Source organism: Nonomuraea sp. NPDC005650, assembly GCF_040605375.1.
In the GTDB taxonomy this organism is placed as follows: domain Bacteria; phylum Actinomycetota; class Actinomycetes; order Streptosporangiales; family Streptosporangiaceae; genus Nonomuraea.
In genome coordinates this window covers 197,719-220,412 of record NZ_JBEXCR010000002.1, presented here as the reverse complement: position 1 = coordinate 220,412, position 22,694 = coordinate 197,719, and the positions used below count along the sequence as shown (strand labels likewise).

Below are 22,694 nucleotides of genomic sequence, written 5' to 3'. Positions count from 1 at the left end.
AGGCGGGGGTGCCGCTACCTTCTGCCGCATGGACAGCGGACAGGTCAACCTGATCCTCAAGGTCGCTACACAGCTGTTCGCCGCGCTCGGCTACGACGGCACCTCCACGCGCCAGATCGCCGAGGCCGCCGGGATGAACATCGCCACCGTCAACTACCACGTGGGCGGCAAGCGCGAGCTCTATCTCGCCGTCATGGAGCGGGCGCACCGGGCGGAGAAGGCGGCTCTGGACCTGGCGCTCGCCCGGCTGCCCGGCGACGACCCCGTCGCGGCCATCCACCGGCTGCTGGACGACTACCTCGACTTCTGCGTGGACAACCCCGAGGTGCCCGCCCTGTGGATGCACCGCTGGCTCTCCGACGCCAGCGACATCACCGAGCTGGAGCGCGAGTACGTGCGGCCGCTGGTCGCCTCGGTGACCGCCGCCGTCCGGCCCGCGGTCGAGGGCGGACTGATCGACGAGAAGGTCGATCTCGAATACTCGATGTGGATGGTCATCTGGTCCGTCCACGGGTTCGCCAAGGGGGGCGTGCTGGACGCGGAGGGCCGGCGCAGGGCCGCCGGCGACCGGGCCGCCCTGCGCCGCTTCCGCGCCCACCTGCACCTGAGCGTCCACCGCACGCTCGGCCTCCCCGAAGGAGACATGTGAACCCCGCAGGCAGGACGACCGAGGAGCTGCTGGCCGAGGTGGCCAGGCTGAGGTCGCGCGACTTACCGGTGCGCGGCGGCCAGGTGACGGCCTACGTCTACGACACCGGCCGGGCCGAGGTCCACGAGGCGGCGGCGCGGGCGTACCTCGAGATGCTGGAGGTGAACTGCCTCGACCCGACCGCGTTCCCCAGCGTGGTCGAGATGGAGCGGCAGGTCGTCGGCGCGGTCGCGGACCTGCTCGGCGGCGGCCACGGCATCTTCACCAGCGGCGGCACCGAGTCGATCATGCTGGCGGTCAAGGCCGCCCGCGACGCCGCCCGCAAGGCCCGCCCGAACCTGGTCCTCGCCGTGAGCGCCCACCCCGCCTTCCACAAGGCGGCCCACTATCTCGGCGTCGAGGTCGTCGCCGTGCCGGTGGACCTGGAGACGTACAAGGTGCGGGCGCGGGACCTGGCGGACGCGATCGACGAGAACACGATCCTGGTCGTCGCCTCCGCGCCCTCCTACCCCCAAGGGGTGATCGACCCGATCGAGGAGGTCGCGGCCGTGGCCGCGGCGGCGGGCGTGCCCTGCCACGTGGACGCGTGCGTCGGCGGGTGGCTGCTGCCGTGGCTGCGCGCGGCTGGCGCGGAGGTCCCGCCGTTCGACCTGTCGGTGCCGGGCGTCACGTCGCTCTCGTGCGACCTGCACAAGTTCGGGTACGCCCCCAAGGGCGCCTCGGTCGTCCTCTTCGCCGATCCCGCGATGCGGCGCAAGGCGTACTTCGCCTCCGCGGCCTGGCCCGGCTACACGATCGTCAACGCGACCGTGCAGAGCTCCAGGTCGGCCGGGCCGCTCGGCGGCGCCTGGGCCACCCTGCGGGCGCTGGGCAGGGACGGCTACCTGGAGCTGGGCCGGGCCACCCTGGAGGCGACGACCAGGCTGCGCGAGGGGCTCGCGGCGATCCCCGGGCTGCGGGTGCTCGGCGAGCCGGAGTCGTCGCTGGTGGCGTTCGCCGCGGACGGGATCGACGTGTTCGTGCTGGCGGACGAGGCGCGGGAGCGGGGCTGGTTCCTGCAGCCGCAGCTCTCGTACGCGGGGATCCCGGCCAACCTGCACATCACGGTCACCGGGGTGACGCTGGCGGGGGTCGAGGACCTGCTGAAGGTGATCGCCGAGTCGGCCGCGGCCGCGCTGCGGCGGGGGCCCGTCGTGCTGCCCGACGGGCTGGTCGAGCTGGTGGCGGGCACGGACCTGGAGGCGCTCGACGACGCGGCCTTCGCCGAGCTGGCCTCCTCCGTGGGGGTGGACCTGCGGCCGGAGGCGGGGCAGCCGGAGATGGCGATGGTCAACGCGATCCTCGACGCGCTGCCCGCGGACGCCAGGGAGGCGGTGCTCGTACGGTTCCTGGCGGCCGTCTACGCTATCTGAGCGCGTCCACCGGCTCCATCCTGGCCGCCCGCAGCGCCGGGTAGAGCCCGGCCAGCAGGCCCACCAGGGCCCCCGCCACCGGCGCCGCGACCGCGAGGCGCACGTCCAGCAGCGGCGTCCACTGCCTGGCGGCCGACACCGCGACGACCGTGACGACGCCCAGGCTCGCGCCGATCACGCCGCCCGCGAGGCCGATCAGCGTCGACTCCAGCAGGAACTGGGCGGCGATGTGCCGCCTGGCCGCCCCGAGCGAGCGGCGCAGGCCGATCTCCGGCACGCGTTCCATCACGGTGACGAGCGTGACGTTGGCGATGCCGACCGCGCCGACCACGAGCGAGACCAGGCCGAGGATCAGGAAGAGCGCGTTGACGTCGTCCTGCGCCTGGTCGCGCGCCCTGGTGGGGCTGGGCGGGGCGACCACCTGCAGCATGTCGCCGTTCCCCGGGCTGAGCGCGGCGGGCGCCTGCCGGGCCACCAGGTCCGCCGCGCCCAGGCTCGTGTTGACCAGCACCCTGGTGACGTTCCGCAGCCCGAACTGCCCGCCCACCGTGGGCGGCACGAACACGGCGGTGCTCAGGCTCCGCTCGCGGCGCAGGTCGCCCAGGATGCCGATGACCGTGTACGCGTGCTTCCCGATGAAGATGGCCGGCGCCCGGTCGAGGCGGCCGACGCCGAGCAGCCTGGCCGCCTGGTCGCCGATCACCGCCACCCGGTCGCGCCGCGCGACGTGCCCGGCGTCGTAGAACCTGCCCCGCACCATCCTGCCGCGCGCCGCCTCCGGCAGCCCGGTCGTCGCGGCCAGCACGGTCAGCGACTGCGCGGTGACCCGGGTGGGGTCCACGATGTCGTTGGAGCGTACGGACAGGTTCGAGCTCTCGTCCGACTCGGCCACGGCGGCGGCGGACTCGACGCCGCGCAGCCTGGTCAGCCGGTCGATCGCGTCCCACTCCACGAGCGGCGCGTTCGGCGACGCCGGCACCTCCACGGTGACGGCCGTGGCCACCAGGGCGTCGAAGCGGCCGACGATCTGGTTGCCCGCGGTGGCGGCCACGCCCAGCGTGACGACCAGCGTGGTGATGCCGAGCACGGTCCCGAGCGTGGTGAGCGCCGAGCGCACGGGCCGGGCCAGCATGCCGGCGACGGCCTCCCCGATCAGGTCCCGTACGTGCATCACTCCTCCACCAGCACGCCGTCGGTGATCCGGACCCGGCGCCCGGCCCGCTCGCCGACCTCCTGCTCGTGGGTGATGACCACGAGCGTCAGCCCCTGCCCCCGCAGCTCGTCGAACAGGCCGAGCACCGATTCCGTGTTGCGGCTGTCGAGGTTGCCCGTGGGTTCGTCGCACAGCAGCAGGGACGGCCGGCCCATGAGGGCCCTGGCGATGGCCGTGCGCTGGCGCTCGCCCCCGGACAGCCGGTCGGGCGCGAACCCGGTCCGGTGGCCGAGGCCGACTCGTTCCAGCGCCGCCAGGGCCCGCTCCCGCCTGCCCTTACGTCCTTCTCCTCCGTAAATTTCGGCGAGCATGACGTTCTCCACCACGCTGCGGTGGGAGAGCAGGTGGAAGGACTGGAAAACGAAGCCGATCCGGTCGCCGCGCAACCGCGTTCTGGCCCCGTCGCGCAGGGTCGTGGTCTCGATGCCGTCGAGGCGGTAGCTGCCCGAGCCGGGGCGGTCGAGCAGGCCGAGCACGTTCAGGAGGGTCGACTTGCCCGAGCCCGACGGGCCGGCGACGGCCAGGTAGTCACCCCTGTCCACGCGGAGCGTGACGTGGTCGAGCGCCCGGACCGGCGGGTCGGCGGGGAACTCCCTGCTGACCTCCGTCAGCGAGATCACCGGCTCAGGCACCGCTGACCACCACCCGGTCGCCCTCCTTGAGCGCTCCGGCGACCTGGACGTTCCCGTCGGCGGTCAGCCCTGTACGCACCTCGACGTCCCGGGTCCTGTCCGTGGCGTACTCGACCCGGACCCGGGCCCTCCCGTCGGCCCCGGTGATCACGGCTGCCACCGGCACGACCAGCACCGGCTCCTTGGTCGCCCCCACCGTCACGCGCGCCGTCACCGCGGTCCCGGGCTTGAGCCCCTTCATCGAGGCGGGCGTGAGCAGGATGGGCTCCGCGCCGTCCTCGGCCTCCTCGACGCCGGGCACCTTGGCCTGGTCGCCGACCGCGGTGAGGCTCGCCTTGTACATCCGGCCCGTGTCGAGCTCGATGGCCGCCTCCATGCCCGTGCGCAGCAGCTCGGCCTCCGTCGCCGCCACCGACCCCGTCACCGTGAACGCCGAGCCGGTCACCGTCGCGACCTCCTTCTCGACCTGCTGCCCCTGCTTGACCGAGACCTTGCGCACCCGGGCGGGCAGCTTCGGCAGGAACACCACCTCGCCGGGCGGGACGGAGGTCCCGTACGTACGCGCGAACTCGGCCAGCATCCCCTTGGCCGCCGCCACGTCCTTCCCGGCGTTGGCCACCTTGAGCCTGGTCGGCGAGAGCTGCCTGGCCTGGCGCAGCGCCTGCTCGGCGGCGGCCTTGGCCTCCTTCGCGGTCCGCACGGCCCGGCGCAGCTCCACCAGGCTCTTCTCCCTGGCCTGCCGCGCCTCCTCCGACACCCGCTCGCGCGCCTCCAGCGCCGCCGCCAGGTCGGCCTCGGCGTTGCGGACCCGCAGCTCCAGCAGGCTCGTGTCGGTGGAGGCCGTGGGCTGGGGGGTGGCGGTGGCCGTCGGCGTGGGCTGCGTGGGCTGCCTCCTGGCCTCGGCCAGCGCCTGCTCGGCCTCGGCCAGCTTCTCCTGCGCCGCGCGCACGGCCGCCTCCGCCGCCACCGTCCTGGTCTCGTCCTCCGGCGTCAGCTCCCGGGCCTCGGCCTCCCGCAGGGCGCGCTCAGCCGCCTTCAGGTCCGTCCCGGCGTTGGCGAGCCTCATCTTGAGCGGCAGCACGTCACGCCCCTGGTCCAGCGCCTTCTTCTCGGTGGCGAGGCCCTCCTGGGCAGTCTGTACGGCCTTGCGCAGCGTGTCGTACGCCTGCCGGTCGGTCAGCGTCGGCTGCTGCGCCTCGTACCCCTTCTTCGCGTACATGCGGGTGACGGCGGCGATCGTGGCCTGGTCGAACACGCCCGAGACGGGACCGCCGTACCCCAGCCTGCGCAGCGCCCGCTGGAGCTGCTTGACGTCGTCCCCCTCGCTGCCGGGGGCGATCGTGCGGTGCATCGGCACGGACCCGCGCAGCGCGAACACCGGGCGGCCGTTGACCTCCATGAGGACCGCGCCCTCCGAGAACCGGCCCTGGCGCGGAGCCCGGGTGGCCCGCTGCAGCTCGGACGTGCCGCCGACCGCCCCGGCCAGGCTGACCGGCAGGGGCGAGCCGTACTCAAGCGTGCCGCTGACCACGACGGTGCTGACGAGCTTGCGGCGCTCGACGGCGGCGGTGACGAGCGAGGCCCGCGGCGCGGCGCGGCGCGCCGCCTCGTCGGCGGGGGAGCGCAGCCGGGACCCCACGGCCCAGCCGGCACCAGCGATGATCACTACTCCGGCGACGACGCCGGCGAGGAGCTTGCGCGGCGACTTCATGCGGCGGCGGTCACGGTGGATCTGGTGGGCATGGCGAAGTCCGTCCTCCGGTCCCGGATGTCAGTAGGCGAACTGGGCCCTGATCTGCGTGTCGATGGCCGACTTCCGCGGCGTGTAGACCGGGTAGAAGTCCTTGCCGCACTCCAGGTCGTCGAGCGCGGCCTTGATCTCCTTGGCCAGGTACGGCTTGGCCTGCTCGGGGGTGAGCGACGGCATGTGGATCTGCCGGCCCTGGCCCTTCTTCCCCGGCGGCGCGACATCGGGCACGCTGTCGTCCTGCTCCCGGCCCACCTTGTCCTGCTCCTTGATGAACACGTTCTCGCCGCGCTTGGCCATCTCCGTCGGCGTGGTGTCGCTGACGGTGTAGCCCTTGCCCTTCAGGCAGGTGGCCATGGAGGTGGCCAGCTCCACCAGCTTGGGGTCGGTGTCGAGCGTGCTGGCGGTCGCGCGCCTCCTGGCCAGGGCGATCTGGTTGTAGTAGTCGATGTTCGACTTCAGGGTCACGCCGAGGACCTGCTTGGCCACTGTGACCATGCAGGCGTCCTTGGCCTTGTTGTAGGCGTCCAGCTGAGCTCCGGAGAGTGCCGCTTGGAGCTTCCCGTTCGGATCCTGATTGGGGCCTTCCATCTGGGCCTCCGGGGCGTTCATCTCCTTGGGATAGACGTGCAGGGCAAAGACCCCGAAGCCGTATTTTTGGCGATATTTCTGCATGGCCTGGTAGTCGCCCGCGTCCCGCAGGCGGTCCTCGTCGCTCTGGGGCTGCTCCGGCTGCACCCACGCGACGTACTTGAAGCCCTTCTGCTTCATGCAGTCGGCCTTGGCCGCTTCGAGCTGGTGCTTCTTGTCCTTGGCCGCCGCCGCGCCGGGAGAGGGCAGGGCAGCCGCCTTCTCCGTGGCGCCGGTCTCTGCGGCGCCCCCGCAGCCGCAGAGGACGGCGAGCGCGAGCATCGCGACAGGCAGTGTCTTCCTCGTCATGGCGGGAGACCATACTCCGTTTAACGAAGCATGGTCAATCCAGACAATGCCGCCGCCTCCGGAACGGCGCGGAGCCGGCGCCGAGGGCCAGTACGGTCAGCAGGCCCCAGTAGGCCAGGTGCTGCCTGGTCAGCAGGTCGGGGCTCGTGCTCAGCTCGACCGATCTCACCAGCAGGTAGATGCCCGACGCGAGCGCCCACCGGTGGTCGCGCGCCAGGGAGCTGCCCGCCACGGCCAGTCCGAACGCCGCCACCTCCGCCGTGATCCGGCTCAGGCTGATCGGGACGATCGTGTCCGCCTCCATCCACTGGGGGCCCGCCCACGCGACGGCCACGACGGCCGCCGGCCACCACCATGACCGGATCCGCGGCGCCTTCCGCCTTCTCGACATGAGCACCAACAGCCCGAGCAGCACCACCGCGTACGCGAAGGCCACGGTGAAGGGGCTGCTGTCCGAGAACAGGGCACGGTCGGCGAGGGCCCACGGGAACACCGGCAGCAGCGTCAGATCGAACGCCTGCCAGCCGCCCGCGATCGCGACCGCCTTCACGCCCACGGCGAGCGTGAGCGGGAACGCCACCGGCAGCCGTCCACGCAGGACGGCCAGCAGCGCGAGCGCCGACAGCAGCGTCCACAGCGGCAGCACGTCGGCGTAGGGGAGTAACGCCGCCAGGTTCGCCGCGGCCACGGCCGTGACGCCCAGGTGCAGGCCGTCCTCCCACGCGCTGCCCGTCGCCAGGTGGACGATGCGGCTGCGCGTGCCGCCCACCAGCAGGCCCCACGCCTCCCTGAGCACCGGGACCGTCCTGCCGGGGTCGGCCGACTCCAGCAGGACGTCGACCAGCTCGTCGCCGTGCGCCGCGCGGTACTGCCTCGGGTACGCCAGCAGCAGCCGGCGGTAGCGCCGTTCGAGCGAGGTCATGGGCTGGGGTGCGGTAGCGGTCATGTGATGGGGCGCAGCACGAGCGCGGCGGCCTCGTGCATGCGCCTGGCCTCGGCCTCGACGAGGGTCCGTCCCTCGTCGGTGATCCGGAAGTAGCGCCGGTTGCGGCCGTTGACCGTCTCCTCCCGGTCCACAGTGATCACGCCTCGCTCGTTCAGGCGCTCCAGGATGCCGTAGAGGGTGCCGACCGACGGCTGGACCCGGCCACCCGACAGCTCCTTGATCGACTTGCTGATCGCGTGGCCGTGCAGCGGGCCGGCGCGTAGGGCTGCGAGCACGAAGAACATCGGCTCGCTCACTTCTGAGGTTCCCCTGGGCATGGCCCAGATTATTCCGTTCAACGGAGCGTCCGCAACGCCCGGCGGCCCTCGTGCGGGGCCGCCGGGCGGGCGGGGTCAGCCGCAGCGGTCTCCGTTCAGGTGGAAGACCTCGGGGGACGGGTTGGGGCCCGAGGGGTTCGTGGCCACGAAGCCGAACGTCGCGGATTTGCCCGGCTTGATCCTGCCGGAACTCCTGGCCGTCACCACCGAACCTGACTGCGACAGCTGCGCGCCCCAGTCCTGCCGGACGCGCTGGCCGCCCAGGAAGGCCCAGCGCAGGGTCCAGCCGTCCATGACCTGCTTGCCGGTGTTCTCGATCACGAGCCGGCCGGTGAACGTGCCCGAGCCCTGCGCCGTGTAGCGCACCCGGCAGCCGGTCCGCCCGCCCTTGTCGGCCAGGAACGAGGAGACCCAGGCCAGCGGGGAGTTCCAGTTGATGGTCAGCTCGTTCGTCGCCCACGACTCGATGTCGTCGATGTAGCAGAACTGCGGCTTGCAGCCCTTCAGCAGCCGCTGCGCGAGCGGGTCCTGGATGCCGGAGTTGGGGCCGCCGGCCAGCGTGCCGCGCGGCGGGTTGGGCAGCGCCGGGTCGAGCTGGCGGGCGTACCAGCGGCTGTGCTGGTTGTGGGAGGCCACCTCGCCGTAGCCGGTCACGTACGACTGGTTGAGCGCGTTGCGGCCGAGGAGGTAGTCCATGCCCTCGCGCACGGCCGACCGGTACTTCTCGTGGCCGGTCAGGTCGTACGCGGTGGCCAGGACGACCAGGTTGTTGAGCACCAGGTTGTTCGAGCCCCAGTCGAAGTCCGGCGGGTTGTACGGCAGCCCGTACGGGTGCGCCCGCTGGATCGCCAGATACTTCTCTGCCCCTTCGACCACGGACTGCCGCACCCGCGCCCGGTCGGGGAGGGAATTGGGCACGGTGGCCAGGTCGAGGCGGCCGAGCTGGGCGGTGTTGCCCCAGTCGAAGCCCCGGTCGCGCCAGATGTCGCCGGTGTGGTGCGGCGAGGCCAGCACGAAGTCCTTGAACTCCCGCTCGCCCGTCGTGATGAACAGCTCCGCCGCCGCCCAGTAGAACTCGTCGCTCACGTCGCCGTCGTTGTAGGCGCCGCCGCCGGTGCCGTCGTTCGGGTCGGCGTACCTGGCCGGGTTGGCCTTGGCCGCCGCCCACGCCCTGCGTGCGGCCTTGAGGTTCCTGGTCGCGAACGCCTGGTCGTACGGGGAGAACAGCCTGGCCGCCTGGGCCGCCGTGGCCGCGAGGTTGAGCGTGGCGGCCGTGGAGGTGGGGTGCAGCTCGCGCGGCTGCGGGTCCAGGTGCGGCAGCAGCGGCAGGCCCGTCCAGTTCTGGTCGTGGATCTTGTGGTGGGCCATGCCCGCGAACGGCTTGCCCTCCGGCACCTGCATGCTCAGCAGGAACTCCTGCTCCCAGCGGGCCTCGTCCAGGATGTCCGGCCGGCCGTTGCCGCTCTCCGGGATGGCGAGCTGGCCGTCCTTGAAGGCCGCCTTGTCCCGTTCGTACGCGGCCATGAGCTGGTAGACCGAGATGCCGCCGTTGACGACGTACTTGCCGTGGTCGCCGGCGTCGTACCAGCCGCCCTTGACGTCGAGGGAGTAGTCGCAGACGCCGGGCTGGCATGGGACGCTCGCGTCGCCCTGGTTCGGCGCGACGCCGGCGTGCCCGGCGGGCCGGGCGTAGCCGGGCCTGAGGCCGCCGAGGATCTCGATGCCGCTGCGCTGGGTGTAGTAGAACTTCAGCGCGTCCGTGGGGAGCTGGTCGTAGATGTCCGCGGCGAGGTCGAAGGGCCGGCTCGTCTCGCCGTCGGCCGTCAGCGTGTAGCCCGTGCCGGGCTCGCGGTAGGAGCCGAAGTCGAGCGTGTGCACGTTCTGGCCGGAGCTGGCATCCACGCCTCTGGGGGTGGTCCTGCCCTTGGCCACCGTCTGCTTGTCGGCGTTCTTGAGCTCCCAGTCCAGGGCGGTGGTCGCGGCGGTGACCACGGTGGCCTTCTTGGGGCCCTGGGGGAGGTAGCCGACCATGTTCACGCGGACGCGCGGACCCGTGTCCGGCTCGTACACCTCGGGCTCCGCGCCGCCCTTGAGCGACACATCGTCCATGCAGAACCTCCATGGCTCGGCGCTGCCGCCCAGCTGGAAGACGACCTGGGAGTTCGGCAGCGAAACGGGGGCGGTGAACGTGTAGGAGTAGTCGCCGCCGGAGGCGCCCAGCTCGGGGTTCGCCGACAGATACTGCGTCCACGGGTCCACCGGGAGCTGGATCAGCGCCTTGCCGACCTTGGCGGGGGTCGCCGAGGCGCTGAACCGGTACGCGTACGTTTCGCCCGCTACCAGCGGGATGTCGTTCTGACCGATGATCACGTCCCACGGGTTGGCGGTGCCGCCGGGGATGTCGGCGCAGAGCCGGCCCGCGTCTATGGCGAGGGTGGTGTTGCCGGTGCCCCACCAGGGGGCGGTGCCGGCGTCGAAGGTGCCGTTCACGATCTGCTCGGGTCCCTCGTCCGCCAGCGCGGTCGTGGCGGGGGACAGGGCGACCATGGTGAGGAGGGCCAGTAAGGCGGCCCGGCTTCGGGTCATGGAGGTCCTTCGGGGGGATGGGAGCGCTCCCAGTCGGGGGTCCTCCGATCCTCCTTTCCCGTCGCCACCCCGTCAACGGCCCGTCGTCAAAGGCCCGCGGAACTTTCACGCCGGGCGCCGCATCGGCCAGAACAGGGTCCCGTCCGGCAGCGCGAACGGCTCGCCCTGCCGGTAGCCGTGGCGCGCGTACAGGTCGCGGTTGCGCGGGTCGCTGGCCTCCAGGTACGCGGGCACGCCGCTCAGCCGGGCGTGGTGGTAGCGCAGCAGCGCCGACCCGAGCCCCTCGTTCTGGCGGTCCGGGTGGACCGCCAGAAAGGCCAGATGGTGGTACGGCTCCACCGGATGGTTCGCCTCGAACAACTCGTCGACCACGCGGAAGCGCTCGGCCCACTCGCCCGTGGTCTCGGCCAGGCGGCGGTCGTAGTCGGGCGGCCCGGGCAGCGGCGCGGTGCGCGGGAACCAGACCGCGACCGCCGGCCCGTCGTCGACGAGGTGGATCTCTCCGTGCTCGACGGCGTGGTCGACCAGGATCCGGAAGTTGGCGGTCATGACCCGGTGCCGCTCCCTGCGCTCCGGCACGAGGTAGTGCGCCACCCTCAGCCCGGAGAACGCGGTCGCGATGAGCTCCGCCACCCGCCCCGCGTCGTCCGCGGTCGCATGGCGGATGACCGGCCGCATCGCCCACGTCTGCTGTCCCATCGCCCAGGCCCCTCTCGTCTCGTCACACGCCGTCCTGGGCGGTCGCCGCCTTGGCGCCCATCCCGACCAGGGAGTAAACGGCAGGTTGTCCGGCACACAGGATGAACGCCCATATCACCCCAATTACCGCAGCTACCCCGTAAACACCGGGCAGAATCCACGTCAGTGGATCACCCTGGGGTACGTTGAGCAGCGCGGCGAAGTTCGTCACCGCCAGCCACACCATCACCGCCAGCGCGAGCGCGGCCGGCACCGGCGCGACCACCCGGCGCGCGAACGTCTCCCCGCCCGGCTCCCTGACGAAGAAGACGATCACCGCCACGGACGTCACGAAGATCAGCAGCAGCACCCCGAGCCCGCCGAACGAGCCGCCGTAGAAGAACAGCTGCACCAGCGGGTCGAGCCCGAACGCCGCGTAGACCACGATGACCAGCAGGCCGAACACGCTCTGGGCGATCGAGCCCGCCTTGGGCGCTCCGCTGCGCGCCCTCGTCCGGCCGAAGACCGCCGGCAGCACCCGCTCCCGCCCGAGCGCGAAGAAGTAGCGGGCGGTGGTGTTGTGGAACGAGATCATCGCCGCGAACAGGCTGGTCACGAAGAGCACCCTGGCGATGTCCACCACGGCGTCGCCCAGGTGCGCCCCGGCCAGCTTGAAGACGGTGTCGGCCTGGTCGCGGCCCGCGACCGCCACGATGTTCGCGGGCCCGGTGGCGACCGTCATCGCCCAGGACGACAGCGCGTACAGGGCCGCGATGATCGCCACGGCCGAGTACGTGGCCAGCGGCACCGTACGGCGCGGCTCCCGGCTCTCCTCCGAGAACACCACCGACGACTCGAACCCGACGAACCCCAGCGTCGCGATCACCAGCAGCGCCCCCACCCCGGGCACGAACAGCGCGCCCGGCGACAGCGTCTCCGCCGAGAACCCGGAGGGCGCCGGGTGGGCCAGGTCCGCGAAGTCGAACAGCAGGATCACCGCCACCTCGGCGGTCAGCAGCACGGCCAGCAGGCGGCCGTTGACGTCCACCCGCATCAGGCCCAGGACCGCCACCAGCGCCCACGCGACCAGCGAGACGAGCCACCAGGGCGGCGTGAGGCCCAGCCAGCGCTCCAGCAGCGGCGTGGCCGCCGCCCCGAACGCGCCGTACAGGCCCACCTGCAGCGCGTTGTACGCGATGAGCGCCACCCAGGCGGCCGCGATCCCCGCGGGCCGGCCCAGGCCGCGGCTGATGTAGGTGTAGAACGCGCCCGCGTTGGCCATGTGGCGGGCCATCGCCACGTACCCGACCGAGCGCCGCGCCAGATAAGCCAGCCAGGTCCGCACGTCGGTATGGTGCGCCGAATCCCCGATCTCGGCCAGCACCTGATTGGCCACCTTGTCCGTGACGTCCCGGGAGTCGACCACGTCGAGCCGCACGCCGTGCACGGTGACCCGCTGGTGCAGCACCAGTTCGCCGATCAGGGCCCCCGCCAGGCCGAGCGCGACGCCCTGCACGTGGAGGCGGGGTTTGCCCGAGCCGGTCGCGTCCCATGAGACGAGGAAGAAATCACCGGCAAGCAATAATGGGGAATTCCCGGCCGGGTTGCGACACGGAGGCGCAGGTCAAACGGGTCTTGGGTTTGCCGTGCGGCACCCGGTACGGTCGGGATCATGAGCGCGTACCGGGCCGGATTCGTGGCGGTCGTCACGCTGGCCGCGCTGACCACCGCGTGCGGCACCGCCGTGCCCGTCTCGCAGGAGGTGGCGCTGCCCGCGACGCCGTCCGCCGGCCGGCCGAAGGACGGCGGCGCGCTCGCGGGCAAGATCGTGGTGATCGACCCCGGCCACAACGGCGGCAACGCCGCGCACCCCGCCGAGATCAACCGGCAGGTCGACATCATCACCGGCAAGAAGCCCTGCAACACGACCGGCACGCAGACGAACGCCGGCTACCCGGAGCACGCCTTCACCTGGGACGTCGCCGGCCGGCTCAAGCCGATCCTGGAGAAGATGGGCGCCAAGGTCGTGCTCACCAGGCCCGACGACAAGGGCGTCGGCCCGTGCGTCACCGAGCGGGCCGCCATCGGCAACGAGGCCAGGGCGGACGCGGTCCTGTCGATCCACGGCGACGGCGCCGCGCCGAGCGGGCACGGCTTCCACGTGATCCTGCCGGGGCTGGTCTCCGGGCACAACGACCAGATCGTCAAGCCGTCCCAGCGGCTCGGGGTGGACATCAGGGACGCCTACCGGGCGGGCACGGGCCTGCCGTACGCCAACTACACCGGCGTGGACGGCCTGCAGACCCGCACCGATCTGGGCGGGCTCAACCTCTCGGTGCGCCCCGCCGTGTTCATCGAGTGCGGCAACATGCGCAACCGCGGCGACGCGGCCAAGATGTCCAGCCCCGGCTTCCGCGAGCGCATGGCCGTCGCCCTGGCCGCCGGGCTCAGGAAATATCTGACCTAGGCCCCGTAGGCGCGCAGGAACGCGGCGACGGCGGCCTCGGAGAGCCGTTCGAGGTCGGCCTCGGTGTAGTGGTCGCCGGCGCCCCAGAACATGACCTTGTTCACCGGGATCCACAGCAGCAGGCCCACGAAGTGCTGGGCGGCCAGCTCGGGGTCGTCCAGGCGGAGCAGGCCGCGGTCGGCGAGCCGGCCGAAGGCGGCGGCCATGGTCCCCAGCGAGCGCTCGAAGCCCTGCTGGTACCAGGTGCGGCCGAGGTCGGGGAAGCGGTCGGCCTCGGCGATCACCAGCCGGCGCAGGCGGAGCACGTCGGGCCGCATGAGCGCGCCGAGGAACTGCCGGGCCAGCTCGCCGAGGTCCTTCTCCAGGTCCTCGCTGTCGTCGAGCGCCGCGGTGATGAGCTTGGCCAGCCCGTCTACCTGGGTCGTCGTGTCGAGGATGATGCTCGTGAACAGCTGCTCCTTGTCGGTGAAGTGCTTGTAGACGGTCTGCTTCGAGACCGCCGCCAGCGCCGCCACCTCGTCCATGCTCGCGCCCACGTAGCCGTTGCGCAGGAACACCGGCCGGGCCGCCTCCATGATCTGCCTGCGCTTACGTGCCGTGCGGCCGTCCTCTTCCGGTGCCATGACCACCCCTTCACCCTTCGACGGAAACAGAGTACTAGACAGTTCCGTACCGATGTGAGTACGGTACCGTCTAGTTCTTACGACGAAATGGGACAAACTGATCATGAGTGATCTTCAGCAGCGGGTGCAGGAAGCCGTTGACAGGCTGGTCGAGTCAGGCGAGGAGCGCGGGCTCCAGGTGGCCGTCTATCAGGACGGCGTGCAGATCGTGGATGTGGTGGCGGGCGTGGCCGACCCGGCGACCGGGCGGCCCGTCACGTCCGACACGCCCTTCTACAACTACTCGATCGGCAAGGGCGCCACCGCGACCGTCGCCCACGTGCTGGCCGAGCGGGGCCTGTTCGGGTATGACACGCCGGTGGCCGAGCTGTGGCCTGAGTTCGGGCGGCACGGCAAGCAGGGGGTGACCGTGCGCCACGTGCTGTCGCACACGGCGGGCGTGCCGGGCGTGCCGCTCGACACCACGCCGGAGGACATCTGCGACTGGGACAAGATGGTCGCCGCGCTGGAGGACGCCGAGCTGTGGTGGGAGCCGGGCACGAAGGTGGGCTACCACGCGTACACGTTCGGGTTCCTGGTCGGCGAGATCGTCCGGCGGGTCACCGGCAAGCCCATCTCGCAGGTGCTGCTGGAGGACGTGGCGGGCCCGCTGGGCGTGGCCCGCGAGCTCTACTTCGGGATGCCGGCGACCGAGCACCACCGGCTGGCCAGGCTGGAGGACGCGCCGGTGGACCCGTCGGCGTGGGGTGAGCTGCCCGCGGACCTGCCGATGTTCAAGGCGGGGCCGATGACGCTGATGCCGACCGCCGAGCTGGGCAACCGTGGCGACTACCTGTCCTCCGACATCCCCGCGGGCGGCAAGACCTCGGCCCGGGCCATCGCGCGGATGTACGCCGCGCTGCTCGGCGAGGTGGACGGGACGCGGCTGATCTCGCCCGACCGGCTGCGCAAGGCGACGGCGGTGGCCTCCAGCGGGATCGACGAGGTGTTCGGCATGCCGACGACCTGGGGGCTCGGGTACGGCATCGGGGGTCCGGGATCGACCGCCGAGGCGAGCCCGACGGTGTTCGGGGTGCCGGGGGCGGGCGGCAGCGCGGCCTGGGCCGACACGGCGACCGGCACCGCGTTCGCGCTCACCAAGAACCGCCTGACCAACGACTTCGCGGCCGTGAGCCTGATCGGCGGCATCGTGACCGGCGCCTAGAACGTTCCGCCCGCCGGTCAGCCGTCGCGGCAGAGGGGCTTGCCTCCGACCACGCAGGCGATGTCGTCGAGCTGGCAGCTGAGCAGGGTGCCGTCCATGCCGAGCACGAGCACGAGGTCGCGCCTGGACGGATGAGCCAGCATGATCCTGCCGACGACGCCATTATCCAAGACCACGGTCGGGCGGCCTGCCGCGTTGTCCATGCCCTCATGACTCCTCTCCGCTGCGGAACGAAAGCCGTTCCCCACCAGGATGCACAGGTGTGTGCCATGAGCGCATCGGTCATCCGGCTCTATTTCCGGGCCGAAGGCCGCAATGGCCGTGTAAGACTGGCCCCAACAGGGGTTTTCTAGGGGGGATGACCTTGCGCACATGGCTCACCGAACGGTTCGGCCTGGGGGTTCCCGTGGTGGGGGCGCCGATGGCGGGGGTGGGCGGGGGCCGGCTGGCCGCCGCCGTCTCCGAGGCCGGCGCGCTCGGCATGATCGGGGTCGCCGCCGCGGCCACGGGGGAGTGGATCGCCAAGGAGGCCGCCGTCGCGGGCGGCGGTCCGTACGGGATCGGGCTCATGGCCTGGGCGCTGCCCGGCAATCCGGCCCAGTTCGACACCGTGCTCGAACTCCGGCCCACGATCGTCTCCGTGAGCTTCGGGCCGTACGCGCGGTATGTGGAGGAGCTCCGGCAGGCGGGCATCACGGTCGTCACCCAGGCGGGCACCACCGACGAGGCCCGCGCCGCCGAGCAGGCCGGGGTGGACGCGGTCGTGGCGCGCGGGGCCGAGGCGGGCGGTCACGGGCGCGACGCGGTCGGCACGCTGCCGCTGCTGGAGAGCGTGCTCGACGCGGTGAGCGTCCCGGTGCTCGCGGCGGGCGGCATCTCGACCGCGCGCGGGCTCGCCGCCGTGCTGGCCGCCGGCGCCGCCGGGGCCTGGGTGGGCACGGCCTTCATGGGGTGCGCGGAGACGTCCCTCTCGGAGACGGCCAAGGAGCGGTTGCTGGCGGCCGAGGAGACGGGCACCGCGTACGGGCGGGTCTTCGACATCGCCCAGCGGCTGGACTGGCCGTCCGAGTTCGGCGGGCGGGCCCTGCGCAACGCGTTCTTCGACGAGTGGGCCGGGCGGGAGGACGAGCTGGCCGCCGACGACGACGCCCCGGCCCGGCAGGCGGCGGCACGTTCAGAAGGGGACTTCGACACGGCCTGCATCTACGCGGGGCAGGCCGTGGGGATGGTGCGCGAGCGGCGCGCGGCGGCCGACGTGGTCGCCGGCTTCGCCGCCGCCGAAGGGCTCCTGGCCCGCTTCGGCAAGTAGGGGAGAACTTGTTCTGTTCGGTTTGGCCGATCTTGCTGAAGGAGGCTGGTCAATCTTCCGTATGACGTGCGGGAGCGCCGAGTAGTATGGCGTTCGAGTCGTATGCGCGGAAGGAGACGCCCCCCGGTGTCCGAGCTAGAACGCGTTCCGCCCGGAGTGGACCCGACGGTTCCCAGCTCCGCGCGGGTGTACGACTATCTGCTCGGAGGCAAGGACCACGTCGCGATCGACCGGGCGGTGGCGGAGAAGCTCCTCGCGGTCGCCCCGGACACCCGGCTGGTGGCCAGGGCCAACCGCAGGTTCCAGATCGAGGCCGTCCGCCATCTGGCGGAGCAGGGCCTGCGGCAGTTCCTCGACCTGGGCACCGGCATCCCGACCTCGCCCAGCATCCACGAGACCGCCCGCTCGGTGAGCCCGGCCTGCCGCGTGGTCTACGTCGACTACGACCCGGTGGTGCGGCTGCACGCCCAGGTGCTGCTCGCCGACTCGCCGGGCGTCGCCAGCATCCAGGCCGATCTGCGCCGCCCCTACGACGTGCTCGCCGACCCCAGCGTCACCGGCCTGATCGACTTCGACCAGCCGGTGTGCGTGCTGATGGTCGGGGTGCTGCACTACGTGATGGACGAGGAGGACCCGTCCGGCATCGTGGCCGCCTTCAGGAAGCGCATGGTGCCCGGCAGTTGCCTGGTGGCCACCCACGGGATGGCGGAGAGCGCCCCCGAGGCGATCGCCCAGCTCATGATGGCCACGGCCGGCACCCCCGCGCAGGCGCAGTTCAGGACGCGGGATGAGGTGCTGCGGCTGTTCGACGGGTTCGAGCTGATCGGGCCGGGCCTGGTGCCCGTTCAGGACTGGCGCATCGGCGACGAGCCCGACATCCCCCTTCTGGACGGCACCCCGCAGCTGCGCATCGACGGCGGGGTCGGCCTGCTCAGAGCTTGATGCCCTCGATGATCTTCGACAGTTCGGGGACCAGGGGCGTGCTGGCCATCACGGTGACGACGACGCCCTTGCGCTCGACCCAGCCCGCGTAGCGACCGTCGCCCAGCGCGCCGTCGCCCTCCTGGGTGAGCACCTGGCGGCCGCCGATCTTCTCGGTCCTGGTGTCGCCGGAGAACGTCCCCATGTTGAACGGCCCGTTCTTGAGCTGCGCCAGCTTGCTCGCCTTCGGCCAGCACACGACCCTGACCCACAGCGACCGCTGCTTGACGTCCGCGTTGGGGCGGTCGTCCCCCCACTGGTAGCCGTACTCGGTGATGCCGTTGTGCTTGCTGGTGACGACGCCGCCGTACGTGAAGCCCTTCGGGATGTGGTTGACGCGGACCCCCTTGATGGCGGTGGCGCCCCGGGCCGGCTTGTCGACCTTGCTGTCGTTCGACTGCTTCACCTCCGCCTTGGTCGGGACGGGGCAGGCGGGGCCCTCCGCGGCCTGGGCGGGAAGCGCGATCAGGGCCGCGGCGACGGGCACCACGGACAGGGCGGCAATCCGGTGAATGTTCTTCATGTCGGGGTTGGATGCGGCTGATGCGCGAAAGGTTCAGTACTCCTTCAGCGTGATGTTGGTCGCGAACTTGTCGGTCATCTTCATCATCCAACCGAGCAACAAGCTGGACTTGAACAGCCAGTTCCGCATCCGGATCCCTCTCCGGGTGCGGGGGGCGAGGAAGGGGCCCGAGTTGCCGTTCTGGGCGACCTTGGCGTATCCGCGCATCTGCTCCTCGTACTGGGCGAAGGCCACGCGGTGATCGCCGCCGGCCCGCTTGAGCTCGCCCGCGAGCACGTACGCGCCGACCACGGCCAGGCCGCTGCCGAAGCCGGCCAGCGTGTTGCCGTACGCGGCGTCGCCGAGCAGCACCACGCGGCCCTGGGTGTAGCGGTCGATGACGACCTGGCTGATCGAGTCGAGATAGACGTCCTCGGAGCGGCGCATCGCCTCCATGAGCGCCGGGCCCTGCCAGCCCATGCCCGCGTAGGCGCGGGCCAGGAGCTCCTTCTGCTGCCGCATGTCGTACCGGTCGTAGTCGAGGCGGTCGGAGGCGAAGACGAAGAACGCGGGCGCCTTCGGCCCGCCGACGGCGGCCATCCTGCCGGGCTCGTTGTACATCTTCGAGACCGTGCCGAAGTCCCCCTCGACGTCGACCAGGGCGTAGTGGTAGCCGAGGTGTTTCACGTAGTCGGCCTCGGGGCCGAAGGCGAGGCGGCGGACGTTGGAGTGGATGCCGTCCGCCCCCACTACCAGGTCGAACGTGCGCGGGGCGGAGCGCTCGAAGGTGACGTGGACGCCGCTGGGGGTCTCGGTGAGCGAGGTGATCGAGTCGCCGAAGACGTACTCGCAGCTCGCGGCGGTCTTCTCGTAGAAGACCCGGGACAGGTCGCCGCGCCTGATCTCGATCTCGCCCCCGGTGAACTCGCCGGGCATGACCGTCAGCTTGTGGCCGTCCGCGTCGACGATCAGCTGGTCGGTGCCGCCGGTCTGGAGCGCCTGGATGTCCTTGAGCACTCCCATGCGGGTCAGGACGGTGCGCTGGGTCTCGCCCTTGAAGTCGACGGCCTGGCCGCCGAGGCGGAGCGACGGGGCCTTCTCGACGACGGTGACGTTGAAGCCGTAGCGGGCGAGCTGGAGGGCGAGGGCGGGGCCGCCGATGCTGGCGCCGGAGATGAGGACGTTGGTGTTCTTCATGCCCGTCAGCTTCGTGAGCGCCGCTGACAGCCGGGCGACCACCGGCTGACAACCGGGGCGGGCCCCGTCAGCGGCTGCGGCCCCGGGCAAGCCTCGTCAGCGGCGGGGGTCAGTGGCTGGGGTGCGCAGTCGCGGTGAGGGTGGCGAGCGCGTCGTCCCTGCTCATCGACGCCCCCGCGGCGAACGCCGCCGCGAACCCCTCGGGCCCGAGCACCTCCGTGGCGGCGGCGGCGACCCTGGCGACGTCCCGATCCCCGGCGACGGCCATGCCCCGCAGCGCCACCCCCACGCCGAGCAGCACCGCCGCCCGTTCCGCCGAACTCCCGCCCGCTGGGCCGTTCAGGAGACACCGGCCCGCCAGGCCCTCCGCCGCGTCGGCGAGGTCGATGGCCAGCGGTGACTTCAGCGTCATGGCCAGGGCCTCCGCGTGCCGGCGCGCGGCCCCGGCGGCGTCGCCGCTCGCCTCGGCCAGGCGGCCGAGCGCCGTCAGCACGTGCGACCTGGCCCCGTGAGCCGGGAAGAGCCCGGTCTCGGAGGCGGCGAGCGCCGTGTCCAGGCGGCGGGACGCCTCCGCCAGGTCACCCTCAAGACGGGCCATCTCGCCAAGACGCAGGCTCACCCACGCCGTCAGCTCCGGCCGCCCGAGCCGGCGTGCCAGCTCCCCGGCCCGCTCGCAGTCGGCGCGGGCGGCCTGGGCGTCCCCGGCCCGCCAGCGCGCCTCGGCGCGCCGGTGCAGCACGTCCACCAGCTCCTCCATCGCCCCGAGCTCTTCGAGCAGGTGCACCGCCTCCTGCCACAGCCCCATGGCGCGTCCCCACTCGCCGCGCCAGCTCGCGATCAGCCCGAGCCAGTCGAGCCCCTGCGTCTTCCCCCAGCGCTCGCCCAGGGCGCCGAACTCCGCGAGCATCGACTCCAGCTCCCGCTCCGCGCCCCCGACGCCGCCGCTCAGCAGCCTCAGCAACGCGCTGCTGAGCCGTTCGAGCGCCTTGCTCCACGGATCGGACCCGATCACGCGTACGGCCACCGTCTCCCCGGGCGCGGGCGGCCCCGCGAGCATCCCCCACAGCGCCGGGCCGAACCGGGACCTCATCGGCCGGTCGAGCGAGCCCATGACCGTCCGGGCCCGCTCCCAGTGCGGGGACCCGGCGTCGGGTACGGCGTGCAGCACCACCAGCGCGTACTCCTCCCCGAGCTCGGGGCCGATCGCGTCGAGGAGCCGCACGGCGTGCCGGGTCGCCTGGCCCCGCCGCCCGCTGAGCCACCAGTACATGGCCAGCGCCTCCACCAGCCGCGCCGCCGCCGGCGGGTCGTGCTCGACGCTCCACCGCAGCGCCGCCCGCAGGTTCGCGTCGTCGGCCGAGAGCAGGGCCAGCCACCGGAGCTGCTCGGCGCTGTAGAGGTGGCCGTCGGCGCGGTACGCGAACTCCAGGAACCAGGCGGCGTGGGCCGCCCTCAGCCGTTCCTCCTCGCCCGCCTCCGCCAGGCGCTCCGCGCAGAACAGGCGGATGGTGTCGAGCATGTGGTAGCGCTCGCCGTCGGTCTCGACCAGCGACTTGTCCACCAGATCGGCGAGCAGGTCGGCGCTGTCCGGGCCGCAGACGCGCTCAACCGCCGCCAGGCTCGCGCCTCCGGCGAACACGGAGAACTGCCTGGCCAGCGCCTGCTCCTCGGCGTCGAGCAGGCTCCAGCTCCACTCCACGACCGCGCGCAGGGTCTGGTGCCGCGTGGGGGCGGTACGGTCGCCGCGCGACAGCAGCCGGAACCTGTCGTGCTCGGCCAGCCGGGTGGCGATCTCTTCCACGCCGAACGTACGCATCCGGGCCGCCGCCAGCTCGATGGCCAGCGGCAGGCAGTCCAGCGCCGCGCAGATCCGCAGCACGGCGTCCAGGTTGCCGGGCCCGACCGCGAACTCCTGGCGCACGGCCGCCGCCCGTTCGGCGAACAGCGTGACGGCCGGGTCGGTGGGCAGGGGCGCCAGCGGGACCAGGTGCTCGCCGGTGATGCCCAGCGGCTCCCGGCTCGTGGCCATGATCATCAAGCCGGGGGAGGCGGCGAGGAGGCGGCGGGCCAGCGTGGCGACCTCGGAGAGCACGTGCTCGCAGTTGTCCAGGACGAGGAGGAGGTCCTGCTCGGCCAGCGCCGCCACCAGGCGTTCGGTGGGGTCGGGGAGCCCGCGCAGCGCCGACTCCCGCAGCCCGAGCGCCGCCAGCACCGCCCCCGCCACCTGCCCGGCCCCGTCTACCAGCGACAGGTCCACGAAGCACGCCTCCCCGGCACGACGCGCCGCCCCGGCCTCCGCCCCCATGCGGCGGAGCTCACCGGCGGTGGCGCTCCCCGGGTGGAGGAGGCGGGTGACGGCTTCGATGGCCAGGCGGGTCTTGCCGATGCCGCCGGGGCCGACGAGCGTGACCAGGCGGGCGCCACGCAGGGCGGCCAGCCGCGCGAGCTCCTCCTCCCGCCCGACGAGCCGGTTGAGCTGCGCCGGCGGCGCGGCCCGCCGGACCTGGTGCCGCTCGGCGCGCAGGATCGCCAGGTGCAGGGCCGCCAGCTCGGGTGAGGGGTCGGTGCCGAGCTCGTCGGCGAGCAGGCGGCGCGTCTCGTCGAAGACCGTCAGAGCCTCGGACGGCCGCCCCGCCGCCTCCAATGCGCGCATCAGCAGCCCGCGCGGCCGTTCGCGCAGCGGATGGGCGGCCACCAGGTCCTGCAGCGCGGCCACCGGGCTGCCCTCCGGCAGGCCCAGCTCGGCCTCCATCAGGTCCTCCACGGCGGACAGGCGGAGCTCCTCCAGCCGGAGCGCCTGCGGCCCCGCGAAGGGCGCGTCGGCCACGTCCGCGAGCGCCGGCCCCCGCCACAGCTCCAGAGCCTCCCTGAACGAGGAGGCGGCCGCGGGGAGACGACCGGCCGCCAGCAGCCGGCGTCCCTCACGGCACAGCCGCTCGAACAGGTGCGCGTCCACGTCGTCCGGGGAGACCGCCAGCCGGTAGCCCGCCCCGTGGAACTCGATCAGGCCGGCCGGCAGGCTCCTCCTGAGCCGGGAGACCTGCGCCTGGATGGCGTTGGCGGCCTCCGCGGGCGGCCGGTCGCCGTACTGGCCGTCGACGAGCCGCTCGACGCTCACCGTCCGCCCGGCGTCGAGCAGCAGCAGCGCGAGCAGGGCACGCGGGCGCGGACCCCCGACCACCAGGGGTTCGCCGCTGGGGGAACGCACCAGGAGCGGGCCCAGGATGCCGAATCGCACGTCCCGATCCTAGGGAATTATCGGTATACCTACCGATGCCTATACGTATTTCCC

At 72.3% G+C, this 22,694-nt stretch carries 20 protein-coding genes; 6 read left to right on the top strand and 14 right to left on the bottom strand.

Annotated elements, in window-relative coordinates; genetic code table 11:
• Positions 1-28: 28 nt before the first annotated feature.
• Complete coding sequence (locus tag ABZS69_RS03815; protein ID WP_355365954.1) at positions 29-649, top strand: TetR/AcrR family transcriptional regulator; 621 nt, start codon at positions 29-31, stop codon at positions 647-649.
• Complete coding sequence (locus ABZS69_RS03810; protein ID WP_355365951.1) at positions 646-2,061, top strand: aspartate aminotransferase family protein; 1,416 nt, start codon at positions 646-648, stop codon at positions 2,059-2,061. Before ABZS69_RS03815 ends, ABZS69_RS03810 begins: the two co-directional genes overlap by 4 nt.
• Here ABZS69_RS03810 and ABZS69_RS03805 read toward each other — a convergent pair.
• From ABZS69_RS03805 to ABZS69_RS03765, 9 genes are all read right to left on the bottom strand, one after another.
• Positions 2,054-3,232, bottom strand: coding sequence for an ABC transporter permease (locus tag ABZS69_RS03805; RefSeq protein ID WP_355365948.1), 1,179 nt, complete (start codon positions 3,230-3,232; stop codon positions 2,054-2,056). The genes ABZS69_RS03810 and ABZS69_RS03805 overlap by 8 nt on opposite strands.
• On the bottom strand, positions 3,232-3,906 hold the full coding sequence (locus tag ABZS69_RS03800) for an ABC transporter ATP-binding protein (protein ID WP_355365945.1): 675 nt from the start codon (positions 3,904-3,906) through the stop codon (positions 3,232-3,234). Before ABZS69_RS03800 ends, ABZS69_RS03805 begins: the two co-directional genes overlap by 1 nt.
• Entirely contained in the window at positions 3,899-5,617 is a 1,719-nt protein-coding gene (locus ABZS69_RS03795) for a peptidoglycan-binding protein (protein WP_355365942.1), read from the bottom strand. The genes ABZS69_RS03800 and ABZS69_RS03795 overlap by 8 nt, the downstream gene beginning before the upstream one ends.
• Positions 5,618-5,677: 60 nt before the next feature.
• On the bottom strand, positions 5,678-6,592 hold the full coding sequence (locus ABZS69_RS03790; protein ID WP_355365939.1) for a hypothetical protein: 915 nt from the start codon (positions 6,590-6,592) through the stop codon (positions 5,678-5,680).
• Positions 6,593-6,626: 34 nt separating this feature from the next.
• The gene (locus ABZS69_RS03785) at positions 6,627-7,538 is read right to left on the bottom strand and encodes a hypothetical protein (protein WP_355365936.1); all 912 of its coding nucleotides are present in this window, start codon (positions 7,536-7,538) and stop codon (positions 6,627-6,629) included.
• Positions 7,535-7,855 carry a PadR family transcriptional regulator gene (locus ABZS69_RS03780; RefSeq protein ID WP_355365933.1) on the bottom strand — a complete coding sequence of 107 codons (321 nt, stop codon included), beginning with the start codon at positions 7,853-7,855 and terminating at the stop codon, positions 7,535-7,537. The genes ABZS69_RS03785 and ABZS69_RS03780 overlap by 4 nt, the downstream gene beginning before the upstream one ends.
• Before the next feature lie 75 nt (positions 7,856-7,930).
• Entirely contained in the window at positions 7,931-10,441 is a 2,511-nt protein-coding gene (locus tag ABZS69_RS03775; protein WP_355365930.1) for a glycoside hydrolase family 9 protein, read from the bottom strand.
• Positions 10,442-10,546: 105 nt separating this feature from the next.
• Positions 10,547-11,140, bottom strand: coding sequence for a GNAT family N-acetyltransferase (locus tag ABZS69_RS03770; protein ID WP_355365927.1), 594 nt, complete (start codon positions 11,138-11,140; stop codon positions 10,547-10,549).
• A gap of 22 nt (positions 11,141-11,162) precedes the next feature.
• The gene (locus ABZS69_RS03765; protein ID WP_355365924.1) at positions 11,163-12,701 is read right to left on the bottom strand and encodes an amino acid permease; all 1,539 of its coding nucleotides are present in this window, start codon (positions 12,699-12,701) and stop codon (positions 11,163-11,165) included.
• A 90-nt stretch (positions 12,702-12,791) separates the two neighbouring features.
• On the opposite strand from ABZS69_RS03765, the gene ABZS69_RS03760 reads away from it, so the two are divergent.
• The gene (locus ABZS69_RS03760) at positions 12,792-13,586 is read left to right on the top strand and encodes an N-acetylmuramoyl-L-alanine amidase (RefSeq protein ID WP_355365921.1); all 795 of its coding nucleotides are present in this window, start codon (positions 12,792-12,794) and stop codon (positions 13,584-13,586) included.
• Here ABZS69_RS03760 and ABZS69_RS03755 read toward each other — a convergent pair.
• Complete coding sequence (locus ABZS69_RS03755; RefSeq protein ID WP_355365918.1) at positions 13,583-14,209, bottom strand: TetR/AcrR family transcriptional regulator; 627 nt, start codon at positions 14,207-14,209, stop codon at positions 13,583-13,585. The genes ABZS69_RS03760 and ABZS69_RS03755 overlap by 4 nt on opposite strands.
• A 103-nt stretch (positions 14,210-14,312) precedes the next feature.
• Here ABZS69_RS03755 and ABZS69_RS03750 point away from each other — a divergent pair, with 103 nt between their 5' ends.
• On the top strand, positions 14,313-15,413 hold the full coding sequence (locus ABZS69_RS03750) for a serine hydrolase domain-containing protein (protein WP_355365915.1): 1,101 nt from the start codon (positions 14,313-14,315) through the stop codon (positions 15,411-15,413).
• Between the two features lie 17 nt (positions 15,414-15,430).
• Here ABZS69_RS03750 and ABZS69_RS03745 read toward each other — a convergent pair whose 3' ends face one another.
• Complete coding sequence (locus ABZS69_RS03745; RefSeq protein ID WP_355365912.1) at positions 15,431-15,616, bottom strand: hypothetical protein; 186 nt, start codon at positions 15,614-15,616, stop codon at positions 15,431-15,433.
• 155 nt (positions 15,617-15,771) lie between these two features.
• On the opposite strand from ABZS69_RS03745, the gene ABZS69_RS03740 reads away from it, so the two are divergent.
• Together ABZS69_RS03740 and ABZS69_RS03735 are read left to right on the top strand one after the other, a co-directional pair.
• On the top strand, positions 15,772-16,722 hold the full coding sequence (locus tag ABZS69_RS03740; RefSeq protein WP_355365909.1) for a nitronate monooxygenase: 951 nt from the start codon (positions 15,772-15,774) through the stop codon (positions 16,720-16,722).
• A gap of 126 nt (positions 16,723-16,848) precedes the next feature.
• Positions 16,849-17,664, top strand: a complete 816-nt coding sequence (locus ABZS69_RS03735) for an SAM-dependent methyltransferase (protein ID WP_355365906.1) — start codon at positions 16,849-16,851, stop codon at positions 17,662-17,664.
• Here the strand turns inward: ABZS69_RS03735 and ABZS69_RS03730 are convergent.
• From ABZS69_RS03730 to ABZS69_RS03720, 3 genes are all read right to left on the bottom strand, one after another.
• A complete protein-coding gene (locus tag ABZS69_RS03730) occupies positions 17,654-18,226 on the bottom strand; it encodes a hypothetical protein (protein WP_355365904.1) in 573 nt (190 codons plus the stop codon). The genes ABZS69_RS03735 and ABZS69_RS03730 overlap by 11 nt on opposite strands.
• 33 nt (positions 18,227-18,259) lie before the next feature.
• A complete protein-coding gene (locus ABZS69_RS03725; protein WP_355365901.1) occupies positions 18,260-19,402 on the bottom strand; it encodes an FAD-dependent monooxygenase in 1,143 nt (380 codons plus the stop codon).
• A gap of 109 nt (positions 19,403-19,511) precedes the next feature.
• The gene (locus tag ABZS69_RS03720) at positions 19,512-22,640 is read right to left on the bottom strand and encodes a BTAD domain-containing putative transcriptional regulator (RefSeq protein ID WP_355365898.1); all 3,129 of its coding nucleotides are present in this window, start codon (positions 22,638-22,640) and stop codon (positions 19,512-19,514) included.
• Positions 22,641-22,694 lie beyond the last annotated feature (54 nt).